Source organism: Campylobacter portucalensis (assembly GCF_009690845.1).
In the GTDB taxonomy this organism is placed as follows: domain Bacteria; phylum Campylobacterota; class Campylobacteria; order Campylobacterales; family Campylobacteraceae; genus Campylobacter_B; species Campylobacter_B portucalensis.
The window spans coordinates 48286-67397 of the sequence record NZ_VWSJ01000004.1 but is presented as its reverse complement, the minus strand read 5'-3'; the positions used below and the strand labels follow the sequence as shown (position 1 = coordinate 67397).

Annotated in this window: 15 protein-coding genes; 9 read left to right on the top strand and 6 right to left on the bottom strand. The window is 27.9% G+C overall.

Features of this window, described 5'->3' with window-relative positions; genetic code table 11:
• Positions 1-34: 34 nt before the first annotated feature.
• Together F1B92_RS01805 and F1B92_RS01800 are read left to right on the top strand one after the other, a co-directional pair.
• Positions 35-1855: an aryl-sulfate sulfotransferase gene (locus F1B92_RS01805; RefSeq protein ID WP_154570199.1), complete on the top strand. Its 1821-nt coding sequence runs from the start codon at positions 35-37 to the stop codon at positions 1853-1855.
• Positions 1856-2970: 1115 nt separating this feature from the next.
• Positions 2971-3978 (top strand): AI-2E family transporter, encoded by a 1008-nt coding sequence (locus F1B92_RS01800; protein ID WP_154570198.1) that lies wholly within the window; start codon positions 2971-2973, stop codon positions 3976-3978.
• A gap of 749 nt (positions 3979-4727) precedes the next feature.
• On the opposite strand, the gene F1B92_RS01795 is transcribed toward F1B92_RS01800, so the two are convergent.
• Entirely contained in the window at positions 4728-6284 is a 1557-nt protein-coding gene (locus tag F1B92_RS01795; protein WP_154570197.1) for an inorganic phosphate transporter, read from the bottom strand.
• A gap of 119 nt (positions 6285-6403) precedes the next feature.
• Here F1B92_RS01795 and F1B92_RS01790 point away from each other — a divergent pair, with 119 nt between their 5' ends.
• The 4 genes from F1B92_RS01790 (at position 6404) to F1B92_RS01775 (ending at position 9042) form a co-directional block, all read left to right on the top strand.
• The gene (locus F1B92_RS01790) at positions 6404-7165 is read left to right on the top strand and encodes an exodeoxyribonuclease III (RefSeq protein WP_154570196.1); all 762 of its coding nucleotides are present in this window, start codon (positions 6404-6406) and stop codon (positions 7163-7165) included.
• On the top strand, positions 7162-7590 hold the full coding sequence (locus tag F1B92_RS01785; RefSeq protein WP_154570195.1) for a hypothetical protein: 429 nt from the start codon (positions 7162-7164) through the stop codon (positions 7588-7590). The genes F1B92_RS01790 and F1B92_RS01785 overlap by 4 nt, the downstream gene beginning before the upstream one ends.
• Positions 7591-7672: 82 nt before the next feature.
• Entirely contained in the window at positions 7673-8275 is a 603-nt protein-coding gene (locus F1B92_RS01780) for a hypothetical protein (RefSeq protein WP_154570194.1), read from the top strand.
• Positions 8272-9042, top strand: coding sequence for an OmpA family protein (locus tag F1B92_RS01775; protein WP_154570193.1), 771 nt, complete (start codon positions 8272-8274; stop codon positions 9040-9042). Before F1B92_RS01780 ends, F1B92_RS01775 begins: the two co-directional genes overlap by 4 nt.
• Positions 9043-9891: 849 nt before the next feature.
• Here F1B92_RS01775 and F1B92_RS01770 read toward each other — a convergent pair.
• Genes F1B92_RS01770 through leuC form a run of 3 tightly spaced genes read right to left on the bottom strand, consistent with a single transcriptional unit; the run spans position 9892 to position 12748 of the window.
• A complete protein-coding gene (locus F1B92_RS01770) occupies positions 9892-10905 on the bottom strand; it encodes a phospholipase A (RefSeq protein ID WP_154570192.1) in 1014 nt (337 codons plus the stop codon).
• Complete coding sequence (locus tag F1B92_RS01765) at positions 10905-11471, bottom strand: NTP transferase domain-containing protein (protein ID WP_326833067.1); 567 nt, start codon at positions 11469-11471, stop codon at positions 10905-10907. The genes F1B92_RS01770 and F1B92_RS01765 overlap by 1 nt, the downstream gene beginning before the upstream one ends.
• A gap of 11 nt (positions 11472-11482) precedes the next feature.
• Positions 11483-12748: a 3-isopropylmalate dehydratase large subunit gene (gene leuC / locus F1B92_RS01760; RefSeq protein ID WP_154570191.1), complete on the bottom strand. Its 1266-nt coding sequence runs from the start codon at positions 12746-12748 to the stop codon at positions 11483-11485.
• Positions 12749-12808: 60 nt separating this feature from the next.
• Between leuC and F1B92_RS01755 the strand changes: the two genes are divergently transcribed.
• The 3 genes from F1B92_RS01755 to dxr are packed head-to-tail and all read left to right on the top strand — an operon-like array spanning position 12809 to position 16014.
• A complete protein-coding gene (locus tag F1B92_RS01755; protein ID WP_154570190.1) occupies positions 12809-14125 on the top strand; it encodes an NFACT family protein in 1317 nt (438 codons plus the stop codon).
• 48 nt (positions 14126-14173) lie between these two features.
• On the top strand, positions 14174-14929 hold the full coding sequence (locus F1B92_RS01750; protein WP_154570189.1) for a phosphatidate cytidylyltransferase: 756 nt from the start codon (positions 14174-14176) through the stop codon (positions 14927-14929).
• Between the two features lie 17 nt (positions 14930-14946).
• Positions 14947-16014, top strand: a complete 1068-nt coding sequence (dxr, locus tag F1B92_RS01745; protein ID WP_154570188.1) for a 1-deoxy-D-xylulose-5-phosphate reductoisomerase — start codon at positions 14947-14949, stop codon at positions 16012-16014.
• Positions 16015-17426: 1412 nt separating this feature from the next.
• Here the strand turns inward: dxr and F1B92_RS01740 are convergent.
• Both F1B92_RS01740 and gdhA read right to left on the bottom strand, forming a co-directional pair.
• The gene (locus F1B92_RS01740) at positions 17427-17609 is read right to left on the bottom strand and encodes a hypothetical protein (protein ID WP_154570187.1); all 183 of its coding nucleotides are present in this window, start codon (positions 17607-17609) and stop codon (positions 17427-17429) included.
• The gene (gdhA, locus tag F1B92_RS01735) at positions 17609-18973 is read right to left on the bottom strand and encodes an NADP-specific glutamate dehydrogenase (protein WP_154570186.1); all 1365 of its coding nucleotides are present in this window, start codon (positions 18971-18973) and stop codon (positions 17609-17611) included. The genes F1B92_RS01740 and gdhA overlap by 1 nt, the downstream gene beginning before the upstream one ends.
• Positions 18974-19112: the final 139 nt, after the last annotated feature.

Sequence of the window (19112 nt, the reverse complement as noted above, 5' to 3'; positions counted from 1 at the left end):
TCTAAATTTAATATAAATATCGAAAGGAAAAATTATGAAAAAGTTTTTAGGCTCTGTGTTAGTTGCAGGTATGATTTTAAACGTTGGCGTAACTAAGCTTTTAGCAATTGGTGGAGCAAGCGGTCCAATTAGCTATAAACCAGCAGGAAATCTTGGTGCAATTTATATGAATCCTTATAAAGTGGCTCCCTTAACTGCAGTTATTTTAAATGGTGGATATGATGTTACAGATGTAAAAGTAAGCGTCAAAGGCAAAGATAATGGTGGAATTGATATAAATTATAATCCATCAAATAATCAAATAAGGCTTCACGGAGGAATTCCTATTTGGGGACTTTATCCAGAGTATCAAAATATAGTTGAGGTTAGCTATAAAAGAGATGGCAAAGCTATGAATGAAACTTATAAAATTTACGCTCCAGCTGTTTATATGCCAGGTCCTGGAAATAATCAAATATCCACGCTACCAAAAGCAGAAGTTATCAAAATGGATAATAAATTTAAAGATAGATTATATCTTCTAAATCACATCATTAGAGCCTCAACTCCAAATTCAGGTCAAGCTGTATGGAATCATCCTGTTGGCGGTGCTATGGAGTGGGACAACGAGCCATATAACTGGATTATAGATGCAAATGGCGATATTAGGTGGTATATGAAAGCTGATGAAATAAGAGATCCATCAAATATCTATGAAAAAGGAAATATGATGGGATTTCAACAAACTGATGATGGGGCTTTGATTTGGGGAATGGGTCAAAGATATATGAAATATGATTTAATGGGTAGAGAAATTTTTAATCGCCGCTTGCCTTTATCATATATTGATTTTTCACACCATATAGAACAAACTCCAAAAGGAACATACTTAATAAGAGTTGCATCAGCTGATGAAAAAAGAAAAGATGGTAAAAATGTAAGAAGTGTTAGAGATGTTATTATTGAAGTTGATGAGAGTGGAAAAGTTGTAGATGAGTGGAAAATTTATGATATTTTAGATCCTTATAGAGATGTAAATATTTTAGCTATGGATCAAGGTGCAGTTTGTTTAAATGTTGATGCAAGTAAAGCGGGTCAAACTGTTTCAAAAGAAGATCTTGAAGATGCCTCAATGCCATTTGGTGATGTTGCAGGAGTTGGGGTTGGTAGAAACTGGGCTCATATAAATAGTGTAAATTATGATCCTTACGATGATAGCATTATTTTATCAGTTAGGCATCAAAGTGCTGTAGTTAAAATTGGCAGAGATAAAAAAATCAAATGGATTTTAGGCAGTCCTGAGGGATGGAGTAAAGAATTTAAAAAATATCTTTTAAAGCCAATTGATAAAGATGGTAAAAAAATAAAATGCGAAGTAAATGGCTCAAAATGCCCTGGATACTTAAATGAAAAGGGTGGATTTGATTTTGTCTGGACACAACACACTGCTTATGTGATTCCTGAAAAATCAAAATCTCATTTAAGACATATAAGCGTTTTTGATAATGGTGATAGTCGAGGGATGGAACAGCCTGCACTTCCTGATATGAAATATAGTCGTGCAGTTGAATATATCGTAGATGAAAAAAATATGACTGTTAAGCAAGTTTGGGAATATGGCAAACAAAGAGGATTTGATTGGTATAGTCCGATAACTTCAGTTGTTGAGTATCAGCCACAATATGACACTATGTTTATCTACTCAGCTACTGCTGGGCTTGGTAAATTTATGATAGGAGTTGGCGAAACAGAGCCTATTTTAAATGAGATTGCTTATGGAAGCGATGACGTAAAGGTTGAAATTCGCTTAAAAGGACTAGGTGCGACCATTGGATACAGGGCTTTACCGATTGATATCAATAAAGCTTTTAGATAGAATTTCGTGTTATTATAGACTTCTAAATTTAGAGGTCTATAAATTTATCCAGCCCAAACACTTAGTTAAAACTATATCAAAACTATTTTATCATATATTAAATTTATATTTTAAGTTATTTTGAAATTATTTAAAACTAAGTTATCTAAGCCTTATAAATTTCTTCTTTTTGTTGTTTTATAATTAAAAAACTTTTTTAAGCCACTATCATCAAAAGCTAAAATTTATGTCTATATTTTACTTAAATATAATCTTGCTTTTACAGAAACAATACCCCATACTCTCGCTCCAACAACTTATCAAGGTTAATTTATAAATTTAGAGTTATAAAACTTTATTTATTGGAGCTAGTTTATTGAATCCGCTGAACTTATTGAAATCATATTGTTAAATTTAGGGCTGATTGTTGAGATTGTGTTGTGAAATTTAAACCTATAAAATTTTTAAACAAATTTAAATTTAATGCTAAAAGAGTGCAAAACTTAGTAGCAAGATTATTTTATTTCGCATTTAAGAGTACTGGTTTTAGCATTATGAAAAGTATCAAATAAAAAAATTATATCACAAGAGGAAATTTTGTTAAGCTTTAAATTTCAAAGTCATTAAATTTTAAAACTAATTTAGATTATTTAAAATAGGGGTCATAAAAGCTCTTTAAAAGAATACCTTTATTGTCATAAATATATCTATATTACCCTAATCTCCTTTAAAATATCATCTTCATTTTTGCCTATAATATTATTTTTATTGTTTATAATTTAAACTATTTTTTTATGTTTATATTATTTAGAATTAAAAATCATTTTTATATAAGAGTTTTTTAAAAATAATTTATTAGTTTAAATATAGTAATGCTAAAGCATCTCTAAATATAAAATTTTATATTTGATCTCAAAACATTTGCAATACCTACATATGGCTTATTAAAAATTTATTGCCAAAATGATATTTGATTGATTATTAATTAAATTTGTAAAAGTTTAATACTTAGATCAATGTAATCAAAATTTCTAATCTAGCGTCTTTCTTTTTTTTGCAGAATTTATAACTTCACTCAATTTTATATAAATTTTATAAAAATAAAGATAAAATAACCATTTTTATAAAGGATATTTTTGAAAACTCATGTAACATTAATTTGCCTAGCTTGTATTGTGATTATTTTTGCAGGACTTAAAGCTGCAAGCGGAATTTTTGTGCCATTTTTGCTGGCTATTTTTATAGCAATTATCATTTCTCCGCTAATTGATTATCTAGAGAAACTAAAAATTCCTAGAGTTGCTTCATTTTTTATAGTAATTTTTTGTTTTTTTGGAATTTTGGGTGTGTTAGGAAATATAACTTTTAACGCTATTTATGATTTTACGGCTGAATTACCAGAATTTCAAAAAAAATTTAAAGTATTTTTTGAAAATTTAATTGATACGATAAATAAAAAAGACATTATTTATATCGATGCAAATTTAATAGGTTTTGATCCAAATAGCATATTTTCTACCACAAGTGCTTTTTTAAAAAAAACAAGCACACTTTTATCTATGTCATTTTTTATAGTTCTTTTAGTAGCTTTTATGCTCTTTGAAGCAGTTACTATGAAAGCAAAAATTAATTATATAGATCAAAAAAATCCTCAAACCAGTAAATTTGTTCACGAATTTGCTTACAATCTAAAAAGATACCTCCTTATAAAAACCATATCATCGGCTCTAACAGGCATAATTATTGGTATTGGACTTAGTGTGCTAGGAATTCCATATGCAACTCTTTGGGGTGTGGTTGCTTTTGTATTAAATTATATTCCAACGATAGGATCTGTAGTAGCAGCCATTCCAGCACTTTTTGTTACTCTTTTGAGTGGTGGATTTGTAGATTTTGTATGGGTGTTTTTAATATATTTAGTGCCAAATACAATAATAGGCTCTATTGTCGAGCCAAAATTTTTAGGAGATGGACTTGGGCTTTCTGTAATTTCTGTGCTTGCAAGCTTATTGGTTTGGGGATTTGTTTTTGGAGTTGGCGGATTATTTTTAGCAGTGCCACTTACGATGAGTATTCAAATAGCTTTAAATATGAATCCAAAAACAAAATTAATAGCCATACTGCTTAGCAACAAAGCTGAATAATTTTACTTTTATTTTAAAAGCCTTAATATCTAAATTTAAAAATTAATATTTAAATTTAGATATGAAATTTTAACGCTAAAATTTAGACTCAATTCGTGAAAAATTGAAGTTTTTATTTTTATTTGAAAGTCATAAAGGTTGCTAGAATTTGTAAAATTTCAAAAAATAAGATAAATTTTAAAAAATTCAAATTTAAAAGTTAAAAGAGTGTGAAAATTAACAAAAAGTAATTTTTTGCAAATTAAAACTCAGTGGCGAAATAAAAGAGCTATTTTATAAAAATCTTGCTTGTTTTTATAAAAAAGTTGTGTGCAAGCATTAAAGTTTCCTGCGTTTTACTCGTAACTGTAAGCAAAAAACTAAAAGAAGATATAAAACGGGTCCTTATTTGAGCCTTTAAAGCGAATGGTAAATACCAAATCGTAAAATTAGATTTTTGTAGCAATTTGATCTTAAATTTACTCTGATACTTAAAAGTTTATGATGCAAAACTACTTCTATGCCACCAAATCAAGCACAATGCTATAGAATTGAAAATTTTAGGGATATTATAAGACTAGAATTGCCAAATTAAAAGGATTAAGAAAAATTTATTTTAAAAAGCACTAGTTTTTGGCGTTATATTAAAATAGAAAACTCACATCAAATTCTATTAAAACTGATAATAAAAAATCTGATTAATTTTATTAAGCTTTTTAAATTTAACATTTTAATATGCAAATTTTTTAAAAATTTATTTATAAAATAAATTAAAAAATAGCCCTTATAATCAAAAATGAAATAGAGCTTATCAAAGCTGCAACTGGCAAAGTTATAATCCAAGCTAAAGCTATAGGCTTCATTAATTTCCAGTTAGTATCGCTATTTACTATCCCTATACCCAAAACAGCACCAATTAAAATATGCGTAGATGATACAGGAAGACCTAAAATAGAAGCCATCATCACTATACTTGCAGCAGATAATTCAGCACTAAAGCCAGAAGCAGGGTGAATTTTAGTCAAATTTGAACCAACCGTTTGAATAACCTCTTTTCCAATAAACCAAAGCCCAGCTATCAAAGAAATAGCAAAAGTTACCATAACAACAGGAGATATTAACGTCTCTTTATTTACACTATTTGTAGCTAATGTATCGATAACAGCAGCAAAAGGTCCAACTGCATTTGCAATATCATTTGAACCATGAGAAAAAGCAAAACCGCAAGCTGTAAAAACTTGCAACCAAGAAAACATTAAAAATGTAGATTTTGATAAATCACTTCTTCTTTGAGTTTTAGCAAATATAAAAACACTAAACCACGTTATAGAACTTATCATCGCTATAATTAAAAAATTATGTAAAATACTTAATCCTAAATCCAAATTTTTTAGCCCTTTAAATATAAGCATACTGCTTACAAGACCAACTCCAACTGCAGCTATTAAAGGAACACCAAATTCAAGAGCGTGATGCGATTTAAGCTCATCTTTTTGTTTATCTAGTTTGCACATTTCAATAAAATATTCACTGTCTAACTCATCAACATTAAAATTTGGATCTTTCATTGTGTATATATCGCGATTCATAGCTTCATTGAGTTTCAATTTACCCGACTCATCTAGTTCATCATAAATTTTTTTATGCTCTTTTTTGAGTTTCTTCTTTCTCTTTTTTATTTTTTCTATTTTAAGTTCAGCTATTGCGTTGTAGTTTAGTATATATTTTTTAATGGCCCTATAAATTATATAAGAACAAATTCCACCAAGTAAAGGAGATAATACCCAAGAAAATGCTATAGATCCTATTTTTGACCATTTAACTAAAGAAAAAGGAGAGATAGTAGGATTGTCTATTATAAAACCAAGAGTTATGCCAGAACCAACTATTGCTCCTATTATGGCGTGAGTTGTAGAGACTGGCCATCCTTTTTTAGTAGCCACAAAAAGCCAAATAGAAGCAGCCATTAAAGAACTTGTCATTATAAAAATAAAATCATTTGAAGATACGTTTATCTTACTTAAATCAATTATGCCATTTCTGATTGTTGATGTTACTTCTCCGCCCGCTAAAACTGCACCACTTACCTCAAAAATAGCGGCCACACAAAGAGCTTGAGTTAAGGTTAAAGTTTTAGCACCAACACTTGTACCAAATGAATTTGCAACATCATTTCCACCGATATTAAAAGCCATAAAAATACCAAAAATTGCGGCTAAAGTAAAAAGAATTTTATTTGCACTACCGATAAATTCATAACCCCACATAAAAAAATATACACACGATAACAAAAATAAACCACCAAAAACAAAGCCTAATTTTTGCATATAATTTCCTTTTAAAATTTTAAAGCCATATTTTAGCTAAATATTTATAAATTTACCAAAAAATTAAAAGATATTTTAATTAAAAATTTTATATAATAAAGTCAAAAAAAGGATTAAATTTGAAATTTATTTCGTGGAATGTTAATGGTATAAGAGCAGCAGTTAATAAGGATGCATTTTTATGGATAGAAGAATTTAATCCTGATTTTTTAGCACTTCAAGAGATTAAGGCAAATAGCGATCAAATTCCATCTGAAATTTATGAACTTCCTTTTAAAGAAATAAACATAAATCAAGCAAAAAAGGCGGGATATTCAGGCGTAATGAGTTTGGTAAATTTTCAAACAACTTGTATGAAATCTATGTTTTTTAGCGATGATGAAGGAAGGGTTTTAGAACATCGTTTTAATGATATAGTTTTATTTAATATATACTTTCCAAATGGTCAAAATGGCGATGATAGGCTTGATTATAAGATGAAATTTTACGATTCTTTCTTATCTTATATAAAAAATTTACAAAAAGAGGATAAAAAAATCATAATTTGTGGCGATGTCAATACAGCACATATGCCAATAGATCTTACAAATCCAAAAGCAAATAGCAAAAGAAGTGGATTTTTAGATTGCGAAAGAGAGTGGATAAGTAAGCTTTTAGAAAGTGGTTTTATAGATACTTTTAGATATTTATATCCAAATTTAGAAAAATACTCGTGGTGGAGCTATAGATTTAATGCTAGAGTGAAAAATATAGGTTGGCGGATAGATTATTTTTTTATTAGTGAAAATTTAAAACCCCATCTAAAAGATGCCTTTATATTGGATGAAATTTATGGAAGCGATCACTGTCCAATCGGAATAGAACTAGATATTGAGATATGAAAAAAATAGTTAGTTTTTTATTTATTGTAGCTATTTTTGCGGGTTGGAAAATTTATAATACCTTTGATAAAACTCCATCCACCTTGCCTGAATTAAATTTAAAATGCCATTTAAGTATAGAAGATTGTGTGTATAATTATCAAGGAGCTTTAATCAATGTATCTCTTACACCAAAACCACTTCGCGCTATGAATCAGACTTTATTAAAGATTTCAGGTTTAACTCCAAATTTAAATTTAAAAGCAAAAATTAAAGGCACAAATATGTATATGGGCGAGATTAACGTGGATTTTTCATACCAAAATGGCAATTATGAAGGGATTGTTATTTTTAGTAACTGCATTCACGATATGATTTATAGAGTGGAATTTTTTAATGAAGATATTGCTTTAAATTTTAGTTTTGATATTTTTTTAAGAGTTTAATGATAAATTTTATGTTTTAATTTTACATTAACTAATAAAAATTATGATATAATAGTGGGCTAAATTTATATAAAGGCAAAGTGTGTTTAAATTTTTGATATCAACTTTTTTTGTTTTATTTGCTTTAAAAATGTCTATTTTTGCATCTAGCAATATAGATTTTCTAAAAGAGACTTTTCGTGCTGGTTTTATGATGGAAACAAATCTTCCAACTCCGCTTATTGGAGAAGCTGATAGGATTGAAGCAGATATTTTGTTAGAATTATCTCAAACGGGCTATAAAATATATAAAGATTTTAAAAATTATGAGAATAAACCACTTATAAATTCAGATGAAATTTTACTTATAATGCCTCGTATAGATCTGCTTGAAAAACATCTAAATTCATTAGCAAAAACTACAAAAACTCTATATCTTTTTATAATGGAAGATGATAAATTAGATGGAGAATATGGCGATAGAAGCTATGAGACTTTTCAGAAAAAAGGTCTTGAAAAATCTCTTCCTAAAAATGTAAAACTATTTAAGTTAAAAAATGAGTCAGTAACATCTTTTGGAACAAAAAATAATTATGAAATATCAAACATAAAAAATAGTCTAGTTTATATAAATCAAATTCAACCAATGTATCGCAAAAATTCAAAAATATATCAAAACATAAATTCGAAAAAAGGAAAAATATGAAAAAATGTTTAAAATTACTAGCTTTTAGCTTGACTTTATTAGCTGTTAGTGGATGTTCTTACAAAGTAAGCGATAGAATTCCAAAAGACGGGATAGTGTCAAGAGATGAAGTTAAATTTCCAGATCCAAAAGATATTTCTAGAAATGGTCCAACTTATCCTAGCTTAGAAAATTTAAGAAAAATAGAAGCTGGAATGTCTAAAGATGAGATAAAAAGCTTAATAGATCATCCACATTTTGATGAAGGACTATATGGTGTTATTGAATGGGATTATCTTTTTAATCTAAAACAAGCAGCCAAAGAAGAAGATAAAATATGTCAATTTAAAATCATTTTTGATAACAAATATAAAGCTCGAAGTTTCTTTTATGAGCCACAAAGCTGTCAAGATTTAGTAAATACTCAAAATTTCACTATCTCAAACGATATTTTATTTGATTTTGCAAAATCAACCTTAAAACAAGATGGAGTAAAAGAGATTAATAACATCATATCTCAAATAAATTCTAAAAAAGCAAAAACCATAAAAATAGTTGGACATACAGATATGATTGGCAAAGAATCTTCAAATTTAGTCTTATCTTTTGATAGAGCAAAAAGTGTAAAAGATGAATTTACAAAGAATGGTTTTGATGAAACAATAATTTTATTTTATGGAGTTGGCGAGAGTGAACCTGTAAAAGAGTGCGATAAAAAGCTTAAAAAACAAGAATTAATTGAGTGTCTAGCACCAAATAGAAGAGTAAATATAATAGTTAAAAATTAACAATAACTCCAGAAAAGGCTTCAAGTCTTTTCTGATCTTGAAATTTGCGTGTATTTAAATTTTTTTAGCTTAAAAAATTTTTCTTACCGATTTTTTATTAATTTTTATATCTAAACTTGTTTTTAAATAAAATAATAATTAGCTAAAAGTTCTTAAAATCAACTAGTATATGTTTAGCATAAGTCTAAAATTCGATCTCGTTAGATATGTTATTTTACTATAATTGGCTTAGCAAATCTACTATAAATTTTCGCATCTTAGTAAATTTTAAGGCTTTTAAGTCAATACATCCGCCTAAAATCAGTAAAAGCAGTTTTGGCTATTTTTCCCTAAAATATAAACTTGCCACCACTTATTCCACAACACTTTTTAGCATCAAAGCTCTCATTATTTTTTACATTCAATTTGAAGGTTTTATTATCTCAAAATAATTCAAAAATTTTTATATTTATCTTAATTATTCTATCCACAAAAAAATTCCTTCAATTATGCTTTTACGTATTTGCCATATCAAATCTAGCTTTATGGCTAACTTCAGCAAATCACTTCTTCTTATAATATTGGATATTTGTTGCTAAGAAATTTTTTATATCATACAAGATAGAATTTAAATTTACACTTATTTAAAGCAAAATTTAGCTATTAAGCTAGCCATAAATGATTCAAAGAATTAGCATATGTTTCTTAAAATTCAAAAATAAAATTCTAAAAACAGCTAAATTTATCTATACAATTAACTCTCAAATATTAAATTTATCCATCTAATTAATGCAAAATCTTGCTACAAATCTACCTTAAATTTACAATCAAAAGATTGAAATTATTAACTGCAAATATTTCAATCCCCTCTTAATATCTGCCAATTGATACTCCTAACACTATCTTATCACTATGCTTGTTATAATTCTCCAAATTTTCACCATATCCAGTAAAATATCCAATAAAACCATAAATATCATTAAATAATGGAAAATTCCAGCTCAACTCAAAAGCACCTTTGTTGTGTTTGTTGAATTTTAAATTATTTCTTAAAAGTGCATTAAAATGGTGTTTTCCTAAGCTATAATCAAGCATTAAATCACCATAACCGATATAGTTTATTATGTCTTGATTTTGCTTATCAAACAAGAAAGAGTGCCAAATTCTAGGCGTGATTCTAAGATTGTAAATTTTAAAGCTAGTTTCTAAATATGCCCTATTCCATCCTCTTGATTGCACTCCATCTTTGCCATTTGATTGATGATTTAAACTAATTTTAAAATAATCAAATAGCCAAAAATTACTAGGAATTGTAACAAAAATTTCAGGCTCGTAATTGTTTGTTTTAAATGGTGATGATTTTACAGAAACTTGCCAAAATGAATTTTGCGTATATGCTACACTCCAAGTTTCATCAAGCCCTAAAATATTCTCAAGTATTGGCTTTTGAAGGCTTATTTGAAATTTTATTTCACCTTTTTTTCGGCTCTGTTTTTCATTAAAATCATAAGAATACCCCAAATAATTAAGTTTATAAGGATAAACCCATTGTGAATTTTCTTGATGCAGGGTTGGATAAATTTTATCTTTAGATTTTAAAATATTATTATTTATTTGACTCGAATTATTTTTTAAATCCGCATAATGAAATTTAACATTATTTTGTGATAGATTTTTATCACCCTTATTATTTTGATTAATAAAGTTTTCTTTTATGCTATTATGTAGAGATTTATCAAAATTTGCTAATTTTTTATAATAAATCATTGCATTTTTGTAATCTTTATTTTTTTCAAATTCTGTTGCTTTTTTTAAAATTTCATCCCTTGTTTGACCAAATAAAAAGCTCCCACAAACCATAGATAAAATAATAATTTTTTTCATTACTGCCCTTTTTTTATTAAATTTTCATAATCTTTAGGATAATTTATATTTAAAAATTGCTCTTTATTATCAAAATTTATACTTTTAAATTTAGCAAATTTAAATAAAGCCCCTATTTTATGATTGCTGTTTTCATATAAATTTTTAGCAATGTCTGATAAATTAGAGTTATAAAAACCGCACAAACTATGTAAATTTTCATCATCTTTTGCCACACAAATATCAAATCCTTGCAAATTTTGATTTAAAATTTCTATTGTAGAAATTTCTATAAAAGGCGAATCGGCGGTGATAATAAACACATTTTTATTTTGAAAATTTGATAAAGCCGAATATAGTGCTAGCATTGGTGAAAAATCCATAAATTTATCCTTTATCAAAGGCAAATTTGGCTGAAATTTCTGCTCTTTTGCACATACAAAAACATTTTGAAAATTCTTGCTCATCTTATCGAATAAAAAATGAGTTAAACTAGGATGATTTTTATAAGGCAAAAGAGTTTTATCGCGCCCCATTCTAGAGCTTTTTCCACCACCTAAAATAACACAAATTTCAAATTTTTTCACGTCAAAATTCTCTATAAATCTCTTGGATCAGATATTTTTCCAGTTATCGATGAAGCGGCCGCAACAGCTGAGTTTGCAAGGTAAATCTCGCTAGTTCTTGCTCCCATTCTACCGACAAAGTTTCTATTTGTTGTAGAAATACATCTCTCGCCATCAGCTAAAATTCCCATATATCCACCTAAGCACGCTCCACAAGTAGGATTACTTACAACTGCTCCAGCCTCAACAAAAATATCAATCAACCCCTCTTTTTGTGCTTGCAAAAATATTTTTTGCGTAGCTGGTGTTATTATAAGCCTCGTTCTTTTGGCAACTCTTTTTCCTTTTAAAATTTCAGCCGCCACTCTTAAATCGCTCAATCTCCCATTTGTGCAACTACCTATAAAAGCTTGATCTATTTTTATATCATCTTTTACCGCCTCTCTTATATTCTTAGCGTTGCTAGGTAAAAAAGGATAAGCAACCACTGGATCTAGTTTGGAAATATCTATTTCTAAAATTTTATCATAATTTGCTCCATCATCTGAGTAATGAAATTTAGGCTTATCTCTTAATTTTTTTGAATTTAAAAATTCTTTTGTTACCTCATCTACTGCAATTATACCGCTTTTTGCACCAGCTTCAATCGCCATATTGCAAAGGCTAAATCTATCATCCATTCCTAAATAAGATATGCTTTCTCCTGTAAATTCTAAAGCCTTATAAAGTGCTCCATCAACTCCAATCATCCTAATAACTTCCAAAATTAAATCTTTTCCATAAATATGCTTGCCTGGCTTGCCTTTAAAAACTACCTTTATAGTTTGAGGGATTTTAAACCAATTCTTTCCAGTTATCATTGCATAAGCTAAATCTGTACTTCCCATACCTGTTGAAAATGCTCCTAAAGCCCCGTGGGTACAGGTGTGAGAATCAGCCCCTATTATTACATCTCCAGGAATTACAAGACCTTTTTCAGGCAAAAGTGCATGCTCAATCCCCATATCTTTCTCATCAAAAAAATTTTTTAAATTATGCTCATAAGCAAAATCTCTTGAAATTTTTGCTTGATTTGCACTCATTATGTCTTTTGCTGGAATATAGTGATCCATCACGATAGCAAAACCATCAGGATTTGCAAGCTTCTTAGCACCGCTATCTCTAAAAGCTTTAATTGAAATCGGCGTTGTTATATCATTTCCTATAATCATATCAATCTTGCTTTCAGCAATCTGTCCTGCAAAAACCTCTTTTTTTACATGTTCACTAAAAATTTTTTCTGTTATTGTCTGTTTCATATTTACCCTATTTTTAAAAAAAATATTACAATTTTATCTAAAATTTGCTAAAATTAAGATATGAAATATAAAATTTTAGTTCAAATAGGAAATTTTTTAAAAAATTTCAAAAAAATTGCCAATATTAAAAGAGTTGATGATCGCATTATTTTAATAGAATTTGATAACAAAACCAAAATATTTTTTGATATGGACAAAACAAATTCTTCAATTTATATAAGCGATGATTTTTTAGAGAGTAAAATTTATAAAGCCCCTTTTGATGTTGTTATGTCAAAAAGATTAAATTCTAGCTTTATTGAAATTTGTGAAATTTTAGAATCAAATCGGATTTTGCATTTAAGATGTATTAAAAAAGGTAGCTATAAAAATTTTATCACAAATTTATATTTTGAATTTACAGGGCGTTTTACAAATATAATTTTAACCGATGAAAATGATACTATTTTAGAAGCTTTGAGTCATTATGAAAATTCAGCCCGCTTAATAAAAGTCGGAAAAATTTTAACTCACCTACAACCAATCTCGATAAAAGAAAAACCATCTAAAGATATTGATGATGTTGTAAATTACCTAAAAAACGAGTTTCAAAAGATAAATTTAGAGAGATTAAATTTAGTTAAAAATAGCAAAATTTTAGCCCTTGATAAAAAAATAGAAAATATTTATCAAAATATAAATTCTCTTGAAAAAGAGAGCGATTTACTTAAAAAAAGTGAAATTTCAAATCAAAAAGGTATGATTTTGACTGCAAATTTACACTCTCTAAATGACTGGGATAGAGATTTTACACTATTTGATTTTGATGGAAATAGTATTAAATTTAATCTAAATTTTAACCCAAAATTTGAAGCAAAGATGGCTTTTGAAGAAAGTAAAAAACTAAAGCAAAAAGCAAATGGAATCAAATTTGAAAAAGAGATTTTAGAGGACAAGATGAACTTTTATGTAAATTTAAAAGAGCTTATAAAATCATCAAATTCTATCAATGAGATAAATATCTTACTTCCTAAAAAAAATAAAAAAAATAATGGCGATAAAACAGTAAATGGGGTTGAAAATTTTTATATTAGGGATTTTAAGATTTCAGTTGGCAAGAATGAAAAAGCAAATATATTTTTACTTAAAAATTCAAAAAAAGATGATTTTTGGTTTCATTTAAAAGACCGCCCGTCATCGCACGTTATCGTAAAAACGAATAAACAAAATTTAGATATAGATACCATATTTTTAGCAGCAAAAATTTGTGTAAATTTTAGCGTAAAACAAAGCGGCAAGTATCTTGTGGATTTTACAAAAAGGGGCAATGTAAAGGTAAAAGATGGAGCGTTTGTAAATTATACAAATTTTGACACAATCGATATTTTAAAGCCTTAAATAAGTAAATTTTGATAAAATAGCACTTAATTTTTAAAAAGGAAGTTTATGAAAACACGCATAAAAACTGCTAGCGTGATGATTTTGGCGTTAGGTTTGGCTTTATGGCTTGATTTATACTTAGTAAATCTTATAATTTTTTGCACAATTCTTGCTTTTTGCATAAGCGAAAGTTTGAAAATTTATAGTATTGATAATAAAATTTTAGTTTTTCTTAGTGTTATTTTATTTATAATATATGCTGCATTTATCGATAAAAATTTTGTTTCAATCTATAAATTTATGCTATTTTTACTTTTAGTTTATAGTTCGTTTTTAGTATTTAAAAAAAGTGATGATCTAAAACCGCTTTTGCCTCTTATTTATCCGATGACGCCGATATTGGTGATGTTTGGCATATATGAAATTTTAGGGATTGCAAGTTTGATTTTTTTAATATTGGTTGTATCCTTAGCCGATAGTGGAGCCTATTTTGTAGGCAAGGCTTTTGGTAAGCATAAATTTAGCCTAACTTCACCAAATAAAACCATAGAAGGAACTATTGGGGGAGCTATAATATCTATTTTGGGAGGGTTGCTTTATTATACTTTTTTTATGGATAAAGAAGCTTTACCAAATCCTACAATAAGCACAATTTTTATAGTGTTTGCTTCGATTTTTGGAGATTTATTTGAAAGTTATTTAAAGAGAAATGCCGGGGTTAAGGATAGTGGGAATTTATTTCCTGGACATGGTGGAATGCTTGATAGATTAGATGGATATCTTTTTGCTAGTATTGCAATGAGTATATGCGTAGAATGGTAAAATCATAAGGAAATTTAATGGTAGTTTTAGGCTCAACTGGTTCAATTGGCGTTAATTCGCTTCTTATAGCTGATAAATTTAATATCAAAATTGAAGCTTTAAGCTGCAATAAAAATGTAGATTTATTAAATTTACAAATTGCTAAATTTAGTCCTAAATTTGTTTGTGTTGGCGATAAAAGTTTAGTTAAATTTGTAAATCATAAAAATGTTTTTGTAGGTGAAAATGGGCTTTTAGAAATGTTAAAAGAGTGTAAAAGCTCTAAAATAATAAACGCTTTAGTTGGCTTTGCAGGACTTAGGCCTAGTGTTGAGATTCAAAAACTAAATAAAACTTTATGCCTTGCAAATAAAGAAAGCTTAGTTGTAGCTGGTAAATTTCTAAATACAGATGATATCATAGCAATTGATAGCGAGCATTTTGGGCTTAGATTTTTACTAAAAAAAGCCCCTAAAATTCATAAAATGATAATAACTGCAAGTGGTGGGGCGTTTAGAGATGCGAGCTTAGATGAGATCAAAAATGCAACTCCAAAAGACGCCCTAAATCATCCAAATTGGGATATGGGTGCAAAAATTACAATTGATAGTGCAACTATGACAAATAAACTTTTTGAGATAATGGAGGCGTTTTGGCTATATAAAGCTACAAATTTAGATGCTTTAATTGAGAAAAACTCAATTATTCATGCTTTTATCAAGTTTATTGATGGCTCAACCACGGCGCATTTTTCAGTTCCTGATATGAAGCTAGCCATTGCAAGTGCTATCTTAGATGAGATAAATGAGCCTATAATTAAGCCTATTAATTTACTAGATTTTAAATTTGAGTTTAGCAAAATTGACTTAAAAAAATATCCTATTTTTGCCCTAAAAGATGAAGTTATTAAAAATCCTGATTTAGGCGTTATCATAAACGCTGCAAATGAAGTTTATGTAAAAAAGTTTTTAAATAGTGAGTGCAAATTTTTAGATAATGAAAAAATAGTTTTTAAAAGCTTAGATAAATTTAGCGGTTTTAAGGCTGAAAATTTAGATCAAATCTTTGAAATGGATAAAAAAGTAAGAGAGTTTTTAAAAGAGTAAAAAGATGACTAAAATTTATGAAATCATACAAATCAAAAATGAAAGCCTATTAAGAAAGGCGTTTATGATAGTGAAGTTTTTAAAGAGTATGCAGATTTTATGAGCTTATCTTGCCAAAAAGATAAAAATGTATCAAAAATAATAGATGATAATTAGCTTTTTATAAAAATCAATGATGAACTGGTAGATTTTATGCTAAATTTAAAGATTTATCAATTGAAAAAATTCCTTATAGCGAGTATTTAATATCGTTTTTTGGTTGTGAAATTTGGTTTGCGATTAAAGAAGATGAAATTAATAAAGAAACTAAAAACATAAAATTAAAAATGAAGTAAATCTATACCAAAGAAAAATTGACTCAGAAAATAATTTAACTTTAGAAGAAAAACAAGATAAATCTTATGCATATGAAGTAACTTTTAATAAAAATAATTTTATCATCTTAGATGAATATCCAAACAAGACCCCTTACATCAAAATCAAAATATTTTTAAAATTTTACTCATACAATTTGATAAATTTAAAACAAAACTAAAAGTAGATTTTAATAAAATTTCAGTTGATGAAATTTTAGAATTAAGAAAAAAACTTTTTAGTTATAAAATTAACTCAAAATATGAAGTTAGAGAGGATAGAAAAGAGTCTTTTGCTATTTTTAATATGGTTAAAAATTATTTAAATTTAGAACTTAGCTATAAGGAACTTTCAAAAGATTTAGATGATTTTTTTAGTATAAAAAATGAAGAATTTAAGAAAAATGCATAAAAAAAGGCTATTTTAAAAGAAAAAGAAGCAAAGCTAAAAAATATCGAGCGAGAAAAAAGAGATAAATTTACATTTCGTATAACTATGCTTACTGCTTTTATAACAATTCTAACTTTTATAAGTGTAATTGCTGATATATTTAATTTACTAGATAGATTTAAAGCTTGGTAATTTTAAATGCATATAAAAGAGCCGCAACATAATAATAAAATGATCATCTTACATATAAAATTTGTTTGTATAAATTCTAAAAGTTGCGGTCTTTAATAACTCTTTCTTTTTAATATTTTTGATGAGTAAAAATGGGCTTAAAATACCATCTAATCAATAAAATTTAAAATCGCACTAATAATTTAGCAAAATTTATGCTTCTTATCTAAACTCATTGATTACTCTAAAATATTTATCATATCTGCTAAAGTATCCAACCACAACTTTAAAGATTATACAACTCTAAATTTTAGTACATAAAAAACACTAAAAGATACAGCCTAAATAAAGAATTATTTTAGAGCTGTATTTATCACATTTCTTAAGATATTTTAACTTCTTTTATCGGCACAAAATATTTAATTTCTCTAAATTTAGATTTATAAACTTATCTCGTAATCATAAATTTATAAATCAAATTTAATCTATTTATTTATTCAATGAGTTGGAATTTTTACAGGTTTTATATGCTTTGTTTTATTTGACTCAAAAAAATCACTAAAAATTTCGTTTTTTGTAGAGTTTATGTCTGTTTTATTGTGATCTAAATTTTTATCTTGAGCAAAAAGATTAAGGGCTAAAAATAGCCCTATAAAAATCAATTTTTTTTGAAAAAACATTACACATAACCTTGATCTATCATAGCATCTGCAACTTTTCTAAAGCCTGCAATATTAGCACCAAGAACTAAATTTCCTTCATCTCCAAATTCTTTTGATGTTTCATAAGCAGTATTGAAAATATGTCTCATAATATTATGAAGTTTAGTATCTACTTCTTCGAAACTCCAGCTAGTCATACTTGCATTTTGCGACATCTCCAATCCGCTTGTTGCAACACCTCCTGCATTTGCTGCTTTTGCAGGTCCATATAAAAAGTCTTTTTTACCTTGTATAAAGGCCATCGCTTCTGGCGTTGTAGGCATATTTGCACCCTCACATACCAATCTACAACCATTTGCATATAAGGTTTCTATGTCGGCTAAATTTAATTCATTTTGTGTAGCACTAGGAAAAGCAGCATCACAAGGGATACTCCACACCTCGTTTCTTCCGTTTGCATACTCATTTACGCTTTTAAAAATAGAGCCTTTTTTAACTTTTGCATATTCGCTAAGTCCTAATCTCTTAACCTCTTTTATATCTTTTAAAAGCTCTACATCGATTCCATCTTTATCATAAATAAAACCTGTAGAATCACTAACAGTAACTGGTAAAGCACCTAAATGATAAAGTTTTTGTGCAGTATAAATAGCCACGTTTCCAGCACCGCTTATAGAACATCTCTTGCCTTCTAAACTTCCACCAACTTTTTTTATCATCTCATCAGCAAAATATACACTACCATAACCCGTAGCTTCTGTTCTAGCCAAACTTCCGCCCCAGCTAAGACCTTTGCCTGTTAAAGCACCATCAAATCTACTAGTTAATTTTTTATACTGACCATATAAATACCCAATCTCACGACCACCTACTCCAATATCACCAGCTGGTATATCCTTAACATCGCCAATTAATTTTGAAAGCTCATTCATAAATGATTGACAAAAACGCATAATCTCACCATCACTCTTGCCCTTAGGATCAAAATTTGCACCACCTTTTGCACCACCCATATTTAAGCCAGTTAGTGAGTTTTTAAAAATTTGCTCAAAACCTAAAAATTTAAGCACGTCTAAATTTACAGTCGGATGAAATCTAAGACCACCTTTGTATGGTCCAATTGACGAGTTAAACTCAACCCTATAACCAAAATGAACACACGCTTTGCCAGCATCATTAATATAAACCGTTCTAAACATAGTTGTTTTTTCGGGCATTACAATCCTCTCTAAAACGCTATGTTTTTCATACTTTGGCTCCCTATCTAAAAGTGGAGCTAAATTTGTTAAAACTTCCTCGGCAGCTTGATAAAAAATCGGTTGTCTTGAAGAAACTTTTTTAATGTGCTTTAATACATCATTTATATAACTTTTTGCACTCATAATTCATCCTTTAAATTTATAATTTTCATTCAAGTATTAATTTAATACAACTTTTTTGATCCTTGCAAGAATTATGAATGTATTTTAACACTAATTTTAATAATTTCATCTTACAAAAAAATTAAAATAAAAAATAAAA

Excerpts from the sequence above, each read along its gene's own strand:
- F1B92_RS01805 (WP_154570199.1), top strand. The coding sequence starts at position 35 with ATGAAAAAGTTTTTAGGCTCTGTGTTAGTTGCAGGTATGATTTTAAAC.
- F1B92_RS01795 (WP_154570197.1), bottom strand. The coding sequence starts at position 6,284 with ATGCAAAAATTAGGCTTTGTTTTTGGTGGTTTATTTTTGTTATCGTGT.
- F1B92_RS01785 (WP_154570195.1), top strand. The coding sequence starts at position 7,162 with ATGAAAAAAATAGTTAGTTTTTTATTTATTGTAGCTATTTTTGCGGGT.
- F1B92_RS01775 (WP_154570193.1), top strand. The coding sequence starts at position 8,272 with ATGAAAAAATGTTTAAAATTACTAGCTTTTAGCTTGACTTTATTAGCT.
- F1B92_RS01770 (WP_154570192.1), bottom strand. The coding sequence starts at position 10,905 with ATGAAAAAAATTATTATTTTATCTATGGTTTGTGGGAGCTTTTTATTT.
- leuC (WP_154570191.1), bottom strand. The coding sequence starts at position 12,748 with ATGAAACAGACAATAACAGAAAAAATTTTTAGTGAACATGTAAAAAAA.
- F1B92_RS01755 (WP_154570190.1), top strand. The coding sequence starts at position 12,809 with ATGAAATATAAAATTTTAGTTCAAATAGGAAATTTTTTAAAAAATTTC.
- F1B92_RS01750 (WP_154570189.1), top strand. The coding sequence starts at position 14,174 with ATGAAAACACGCATAAAAACTGCTAGCGTGATGATTTTGGCGTTAGGT.
- dxr (WP_154570188.1), top strand. The coding sequence starts at position 14,947 with ATGGTAGTTTTAGGCTCAACTGGTTCAATTGGCGTTAATTCGCTTCTT.
- F1B92_RS01740 (WP_154570187.1), bottom strand. The coding sequence starts at position 17,609 with ATGTTTTTTCAAAAAAAATTGATTTTTATAGGGCTATTTTTAGCCCTT.
- gdhA (WP_154570186.1), bottom strand. The coding sequence starts at position 18,973 with ATGAGTGCAAAAAGTTATATAAATGATGTATTAAAGCACATTAAAAAA.